The organism is Actinophytocola sp., from assembly GCF_035762905.1.
In the GTDB taxonomy this organism is placed as follows: Bacteria; Actinomycetota; Actinomycetes; order Mycobacteriales; family Pseudonocardiaceae; genus DASYTH01.
The window spans coordinates 23,772-31,820 of sequence record NZ_DASUCC010000110.1 but is presented as its reverse complement, the minus strand read 5'-3'; the positions used below and the strand labels follow the sequence as shown (position 1 = coordinate 31,820).

General features: G+C 71.0%; 1 protein-coding gene. It reads right to left on the bottom strand.

Annotated elements, in window-relative coordinates; genetic code table 11:
- Positions 1-8,028 (bottom strand): Ig-like domain-containing protein (locus VFV67_RS24010; RefSeq protein ID WP_326472883.1); only part of this gene is annotated, 8,028 nt, incomplete at its 3' end.
- Positions 8,029-8,049 lie beyond the last annotated feature (21 nt).

Genomic DNA, 8,049 nt, shown 5'->3' with positions numbered 1-8,049 from the left:
GAGCTGAACGGTGACCGCCGAGGTCGCCGCCCCGTCGGCGGTGATCGAGGTGGGGGCGGCCGTGATCGTCGATGTGCCCGGGTCGGCCGACCCGGTCAACGTCACCGTGGCGGTGGCGGTGGCGGCGGTGCCGTCGACGGTGAAGGTGAGCGTGGCGGTGCCGGGGGTGGTGGCCGAGGTGAACGTCGCGGTGTAGGTGCCGTTGTCGTTGTCGGTGACCCCGGAGACCGTGCCGAGGTCGGTGCCGATGACCACGGTCGCGCCGCCGGTGGTCAGGTTGTTGCCGTTGGCGTCCTTGAGTTGGACGGTGGCCGTCGAGGTCGAGGCGCCGTCGGCGGGGATCGAGGTGGGGTCGGCCGTGATCACCGAGGTGGTCGCGGCCGCCGTCCCCGGGAGGACCTGGACCGTGGCGGTGTCGGCGCCCGGGGCACCGTCCACGGTGAACGACAGCGTTGCGGTCCCGGCGGTCGGCGCGGCGGTGAGGGTGGCGGTGTAGGTCCCGTCGCCGTTGCGGGTCGTCGGGGACATGGTGCCGAGATCGGTCGTGATCACCACCGCCGCGGTGCCGGTGGTGACGTCGTTGCCGTTGGCATCCAACAGTTGGACCGTGGCGGTCGAGGTGGCCGTGCCGCCTGCGGTGATCGAGGTCGGGTTGGCGGTGAGCACCGAGGTGCCCGGGTCGGGCGGTCCGGCGACGAACTCGACCGTGGCGGTGTGCACGCCGGCGAGGTCGTCGATCGTGAACGAGACGGTCGCTATGCCGATGGCGGTGGCGGAGGTCAACGTCGCCGTGTAGGTGCCGTCGCCGTTGTCGGTGACCCCCGAGGTGGTGCCGAAATCGCTGGTGATCGCGACGGTCGCGCCGCCGCTGGTGAGGTTGTTGCCCTGGGCGTCCTTGAGCTGGACCGTGACCGTCGAGGTCGAGGTGCCGTCGGCGGTGATCGGGGTCGGGACGGCCGTGATCGTGGAGGTCGCGACGTCGGCCGGGCCGGCGACGAACGCCACGGTGGCGGTGGCGGTGGCCGGGTCGCCGTTGACGGTGAAGGAGAGCGTGGCCGGGCCGGCGGTGGTGCCCGAGGTGAGCGTGGCGGTGTAGGTGCCGTCGCCGTTGTCGGTCACGGCCGACACCGTGCCGAGGTCGGTCGCCAGCAGCACGTGCGCGCCGCCCGCGCTGAGGTTGTTGCCCTGGGCGTCCCTGAGTTGGACGGTGACGGTCGAGGTCGCCACCTCGTCGGCGGTGATCGACACGGGGACGGCGGTGATCACCGACGTGGTGGCGTCGGGTGCGCCGGCGACGAAGTCGACCGTGGCGGTATCGGTGCCGAGGCTGCCGCCGACCGTGAAGGACAGCGTGGCGAGGCCGGCGGTCGTGCCGGAGGTGAGGGTGGCGGTGTAGGTGCCGTCGTTGTTGTCGGTGACGGTGGAGACGGCGCCGAGGTCGGCGGCGACGACCACCGTCGCGCCGCCGGTGGTGAGGTCGTTGCCCTGGGCGTCGCGGAGCCGGACCGTGATCGTCGAGGTCGACTCGCTGTCGGCGGTGATGGCGGTGGGAGCGGCGGTGATCTCGGACCGGGCGGGATCGGCCGGGCCGGCGACGAACCCCACGGTGGCCGTCCTGGTTCCCGCGACGCCGGCCACCGTGAACGTCAGCGTCGCCGTTCCCACCGCGGTCGGTGCCGTCAACGTGGCCGTGTAGGTCCCGTCGGCGTTGTCCGTGACGGTCGACAGGGCGCCGAGGTCGGTGCTGATGGCCACGGTGGCGCCGCCGGTGGTGAGATTGTTGCCGTTGGCGTCGCGCAGTCGCACGGTGACGGTGGCCGTCGCCGCGCCGTCGGCGGTGATCGACGTGGGGGCGGCGGAGATCTCCGAGGTTCCCGCCACCGCCGGACCGGCGACGAACTCGACGGTGGCGGTGTCGCCGCCTGGACTGCCGTTGACCGTGAACGAGACTTCGGCGATTCCGACGGTGGTCGTCGAGGTCAGCGACTCGGTGTAGCTGCCGTCGCCGTTGTCGACGACCTGGTCCAGGAGGATGCCCGCGGTGGTGGCGATGACGACGGTCGCGCCGCCGGTGGTGAGGTTGTTGCCCTGGGCGTCCCGAAGCCGCACGGTGATGGTCGAGGTGGCGATGCCGTTGGCGGTGGTCGCGGTGGGATCGGCGGTGATCACCGAGGTCGCGGCGACGGCGGGTCCTGGCGCGAACTCGACGGTGGCGGTGTCGGTGCCGAGGGTGCCTTCGAGGGTGAAGGTGACGGTGGCGGTGCCGGCGGTGGTGGCCGAGGTGAGGGTCGCGGTGTAGGTGCCGTCGTTGTTGTCGGTGACCCCGGAGACGGTGCCCAGGCTGGTGCCGATGCCCACGTTGTGGCCGCCGGTGGTGATGTTGTTGCCCAGCGGGCCGCGCAGTTGCACGGTGACCGTGGCCGTCGAGATGCCGTCGGCCGTGATCGACACCGGGTCGGCCGTGATCACCGACGTGGTCGGGTTGGCCGTGCCGGCCACGAACGACACCGTGGCCGTGTCGGTGCCGGCGGCGCCGTCGAGGGTGAACGTGAGCGTGGCGGTGCCGGCGACCGTGACCGAGGTGAGGGTGGCGGTGTAGGTCCCGTTGTTGTTGTCGGTGACCCCGGAGACCGTGCCGTAGTCGGTGGCGACGACGACGGTCGCGCCGCCGCTGGTGAGGTTGTTGCCCTGGGCGTCCTTGAGCTGCACGGTGACCGTCGAGGTCGAGGTGCCGTCGGCGATGATGGTGGTCGGGTCGGCGGTGATCACCGAGGTCGCTGCGGCGGCGGGGCCGGGCACGAACGCGACGGTGGCGGTGTCGGTGCCGGTGGCGCCTTCCAGGGTGAAGGTGACGGTGGCGGTGCCGGCGGTGGTGGCCGAGGTGAGCGTCGCGGTGTAGGTGCCGTTGTTGTTGTCGGTGACGGCGGAGACGGTGCCCAGATCGGTGCCGATCGTGACGTTGTGGCCGCCGAAGGTCACGTTGTTGCCGAGCGGGCCGCGCAGTTGCACGGTCACCGTCGAGGTCGACGTGCCGTCCGCGGTGATCGTGGTCGGGTTGGCCGAGATCAGCGACGTGGTCGGGTTGGCCGTGCCGGCCACCATCACCACCGCCGCGGTGGCCGGCGCCGCAATACCGTTGACAGTGAACGAAAGCGTCGCCGTACCGGCCACCGTCACCGAGGTGAGCGTCGCGGTGTAGCTGCCGTTGCCGTTGTCGGTGACCCCGGAGATCGTGCCGTAGTCGGTGGCGATCGTGACCTGGGCGCCGCCCGCCGTCAGGTTGTTGCCCAGGTTGTCCTTGAGCTGCACGGTGACCGTGGAGGTCGAGGTGCCGTCGGCGAGGATCGTGGTGGGATCGGCCGTGATCGTCGAGGTGGTGGCGTCCGGGGTTCCGAGGACGAATTGGACGGTGGCCGTGTCCGTCCCGGCCGCTCCGTCGATCGTGAAGGAGAGGGTGGCGGTGCCGGCGGTGGTGACCGAGGTCAGGGTCGCGGTGTAGCTGCCGTTTCCGTTGTCGGTCACCCCGGAGATCGCGCCCAGGTCGGTGCCGACGACCACGGTCGCGCCGCCGCTGGTGAGGTTGTTGCCCTGGGCGTCCTTGAGCTGCACGGTGACCGTCGAGGTCGCGATGCCGTCGGCGGAGATCGCGGCCGGGGCGGCGGTGATCGTCGAGGTGACCGGGTCCGCCGGGCCCGGCACGAACGCGACGGTGGCGGTGTTGGTGCCGGTGGCGCCTTCCAGGGTGAAGGTGAGGGTGGCGGTGCCGGCGGTGGTGGCCGAGGTGAGGGTCGCGGTGTAGGTGCCGTCGTTGTTGTCGGTGACGGCGGAGACGGTGCCCAGATCGGTGCCGATCGTGACGTTGTGGCCGCCGAAGGTCACGTTGTTGCCGAGCGGGCCGCGGAGTTGCACGGTCACCGTCGACGTCGACGTGCCGTCCGCGGTGATCGTGGTCGGGTTGGCCGAGATCAGCGACGTGGTCGGGTTGGCCGTGCCGGCCACGAACGACACCGTGGCCGTGGCCGGCGCGGTGGCGCCCTCGAGGGTGAAGGAAAGCGTGGCGGTGCCGGCCACCGTCACCGAGGTCAGGGTCGCCGTGTAGGTGCCGTTGCCGTTGTCGGTGACCCCGGAGATCGTGCCGTAGTCGGTGGCGATCGTGACATGGGCGCCGCCCGCCGTGAGGTCGTTGCCCTGGGTATCGCGCAGCCGCACGGTGATCGTCGAGGTCGAGGTGCCGTCGGCGATGATGACGCTGGGGTCGGCCGTGATCACCGAGGTGGTGGCGTCCGGGGTACCGGTGACGAAGGCGACGGTGGCCGTGTCCGTCCCGGCCGCTCCGTCGACGGTGAAAGAGAGGGTGGCCGTGCCGGCGGTGGTGACCGAGGTGAGGGTCGCGGTGTAGCTGCCGTTTCCGTTGTCGGTCACCCCGGAGATGACGCCCAGGTCGGTGCCGACGACCACGGTCGCGCCGCCGCTGGTGAGGTTGTTGCCCTGCGCGTCCTTGAGCTGCACGGTGACCGTCGAGGTCGCGATGCCGTCGGCCGAGATCGCGGCCGGGGCGGCGGTGATCGTCGAGGTGCCCAGGTCCATCGGGCCCGGCACGAACGCGACGGTGGCGGTGTCGGTGCCGGGAGTGCCGGCGAGGGTGAAGGTCAGGGTGGCGACCCCGGCGGTGGTGGCCGCGGTCAGCGTGGCGGTGTAGGTCCCGTTGAGGTTGTCGGTGACGGCGGAGACGGTGCCCCGGTCGGTGCCGATCGTGACGTCCGCGCCGCCGAAGGTCACGTTGTTCCCCAGCGGACCACGCAACTGCACGGTCACCGTCGACGTCGACACCCCGTCGGCGGTGATCGACACCGGATCGGCCGTGATCACCGAGGTGGTCGGATCGGCCACCCCGGCCACGAACGACACCGTGGCCGTGGCCGAAGCGGCTGCGCCGTTGACAGTGAAGGAAAGCGTGGCGGTACCGGCGACCGTGACGGAGGTGAGGGTGGCGGTGTAGCTGCCGTCGCCGTTGTCCGTGACCCCGGAGACCGTGCCGTAGTCGGTGGCGATGACCACGGTCGCGCCGCCGCTGGTGAGGTTGTTGCCCTGCGCGTCCTTGAGCTGCACGGTGACCGTGGAGGTCGAGGTGCCGTCGGCGACGATCGTGGTGGGATCGGCCGCGATCGTCGACGTGCCCGGATCGGCCGGGCCGGGCACGAACGCGACCGTCGCGGTGTCGGTGCCAGGGGCGCCGTCGAGGGTGAAGGTGAGGGTCGCGGTGCCGACGGTTGTGGGCCCGGTGAGGGTGGCGGTGTAGGTGCCGTTGCCGTTGTCGGTCACCCCGGAGATGGCGCCGTTGTCGGTGCCGATGGTGACGGTGGCGCCGCCGGTGGTGAGGTTGTTGCCCTGGGCGTCCCTGAGCTGGACCGTGATGGTCGAGGTCGCCACCCCATCGGCGGTGATGGTGGCGGGCGTCGCGGTGATCACCGAGGTGGTGGCGGCCGCCGGGCCCGGCACGAACACGGCCGTCGCCGGGCTGCCGCCGGTCTCCGCACCGCCGATGAAGGCGCGGATGTCGTAGCTGCCGGCCAGCACCGAGGTGATGTCCACCGTGCAGGTCCCGTCGCCGCCGCTGGTGCAGGACGGGATCACCAGATGGGCGCCGCTTTCCGCCTGGAAGGTGACGAGCACCGCGGCGACCGGGCCGCCGGTCGCGTTGCGGACGGTGACCGTGGCGGTGTGCGTGGCTGTCCCGTTCGCCACCACCTCGCCGGCCGTGACGGTCAGCTCGGAAGTGGCCGCGACCGGCTGGTCGTTGTCGAGGACCGTCACCGTCACGTCGGGCAGCAGCAGCCCGTCGAAGTTGGGATCGGCCGAGCTCACCGTGTGCGTGATCTGGGTGACGTGGGTTGGGCTGATCAGCGCGTCGTCGACCGCCTCGACCGACAGGTCCCCGGCGGTCTGCGTCGTGTCGATCTCCAGCGGGTTGGGTGTCACCGTGGCCCACCGGGGATCGACCACGGTGGGCGTGACCGTGATCGGGTCGGTCGCGGACAGGCTGCTGGTCACCGTGTACGTCTGGGCCGGCTGTCCCTCGGTCACCGTCAGCTCGGTCGGAGCGAGGGTCAGCGGCGAGACGTAGGTGACGGAGTTGTCGGTCGAGACCGAGGCCTGGGAGGCGTTGCCGTCCGGGTCGAGGACCGCGCCGGCGACGAGAGAGAGCACGACGGTCCCCGACGAGTTGGCCCGGGCGCGCACCGAGAACGAGTTCGGCGACACGCGGGTCACGTCGGTGACGGTGACGCCCTGGGCGGTCGACCCGGTGGTGGTGAAGTCACCCGTCACGAGGTTCTCGGTGATCACCTCCGAGAACTCGACGGTGAACAGGAGGTCGCGCACGGAGGTCGGGTCCGCCTGGCTCTGCGTCTGCTCGAGCGTCGCGCGGGGCGAGCACCGGTCCGTCGCCAGTTGCGGCACCGTGCGCGAGTAGTGCGACGACTGGGCGTTGGCGCCCTGGGTCTGGACCCGGATGTTTCCGGCACCGAGGCTGTAGGGGACGGTGATGGTGGTCGCCGCCGTGATGCCGGTGGCGCGCCCGAGGTAGACCTCGGCCTTGGTGGTGGCGGTGTAGTACACGTCGATGGTCACCGGGGTCTGCGGCGGGGTGCCGGCGGTGGGCGGGGCCACGGCGACGGCGAGCTGGCAGGTGTTGGTGTCGTAGGTGACCTCGGTGGGGTACCAGGTGCGGATCGCCGAATTGGAGGCCGTGCCGTTGTTCAGGAAGAGCACCGTGAAGCCCGACTCGGCGGCGACGTCGGCGTCGCCGAAGGACTGGGGGCCGAAGCGGTTGCGCTGCACGGTGAGCGTGCCGCCGAAGCCCAGGAAGATGCCCCGCTCCGTGAAGCCGTTGATGTAGTTGTCCTCGATGCGGAAACCACTCTGGTCGGTGCCGACGGACAGGCCGAGGCTCGCCCAGATGGCGTTCCTGGCGTTCGAGCCCGCGTTGTCGAAGGTGTTGTTGGCGATGACGTTCACCGGCCCGAAGCCGGCCCTGGTCAGGCGGAGGACCATGTCGTTGTTGTCGGTGCGGGTGAACGTGTTGCCGGAGATGAGCGAGTCGCTCAGGGTGATGTTGGTGAGCAGGAGGGGGTAACCGTTGAACCCCTCGAACGTCGACCCCGTGATCCGCAGCCGGTTGAGCGTGGCCGCCGACCCATGCGCGCCGACGCCGTTGTACGTCTCGTTGTCCGGGTCGTACATGCGGACCCGGTCGAGCGTGAAGTCGTTGATCGTCGCGTTGGCGGCGAACCGGACCGCGGAGGTGCTGCCGGTGAACGACCCCAGCTCAACGTTGCGGACGGTCACACCGTCGGCCCCGCTGGCCAACCAGAGGAACCGCTCGGCGACGATGCTCGCGGGGTCGATCGACACCCCGTTCTCGATGATCGCCCGGTCGCCGTTCGCCCCGACCACGAAGGCCGTCTCGTTCGACGTGATGTTCGGGAAGTTGCGCACCGCGACGTTCGGGCCGTCGATGAACAGGGCCGTCACCCCGTCGACGTCGCTCAGCGACCGGATGCCGAGGCGGTTCTGGAAGTCGAGCGTCACCGAGCGGGTGGCGTGGAAGAGCGCACCGTTGTCGCCGAGCGGGGTGAGCACACCGACGAACATCCAGTTGGCCGTGCCCGTGCCCGAGCCGACGATCGTCCCCGTCGACTGGATTCCGGGCGTATCCGCGTCGACGTCCTCGGCCGGGGCGATGATCGCCTCGTCGGCCGTGGGCAGGGCGTTGGACTCCTGCAGCGCGGCGCGCAGGGTGCACACCCCGGCGGCGGTCGCACACACGCGGTCGCCGACCAGTGCATCGTCACCCTGATGGCTGAGGCTGTTGACCAGGAAGTTGACCGTGGCGGCCTGCGCCGGGCGCGGCGCGGCCACCAGGCCGCCCACGGTCAGTCCGGCGAGCAGGACGACCGCGGCGACGCGGGCCATCCCCCGGCGAGCCTTCGAGCCGGCCGTGCCGGACGACATCGGTTCGGAGCCCATCGGCTGCTCCTACGATGAGGT